Source organism: Microbulbifer okhotskensis, from assembly GCF_023895975.1.
Classification (GTDB): domain Bacteria; phylum Pseudomonadota; class Gammaproteobacteria; order Pseudomonadales; family Cellvibrionaceae; genus Microbulbifer; species Microbulbifer okhotskensis.
On the sequence record NZ_JALBWM010000578.1, the window covers coordinates 1 to 216 of the forward strand.

Annotated in this window: 1 pseudogene; it reads right to left on the reverse strand. The window is 56.9% G+C overall.

Annotation, left to right across the window (positions count from 1 at the left end):
* Positions 1-205 (reverse strand): annotated as a pseudogene (locus MO867_RS23335) (carbohydrate ABC transporter substrate-binding protein); the annotation flags it as partial.
* Positions 206-216 lie beyond the last annotated feature (11 nt).

Consider the following 216-nt stretch of genomic DNA (forward strand, 5'->3'; position numbering starts at 1 on the left):
CGGGGCCTGTGGTGAAGTCCAGACCGATAAAGTCCGGCAGATCCAGCGTCGGCAGGGTGAAGTCCTTGCCATCGCCTGCGATCATGTCGGAAATGGGCACCACCTTGCCGTAGCGAAAGTGGGTGCCGATCAGGTCGGAGTCATTGATGTAGGCATCGTAGATATTGCGGTCGGACTGCATCTGGGTCTGCAGCTTTTCAACCACATCACCTTCCT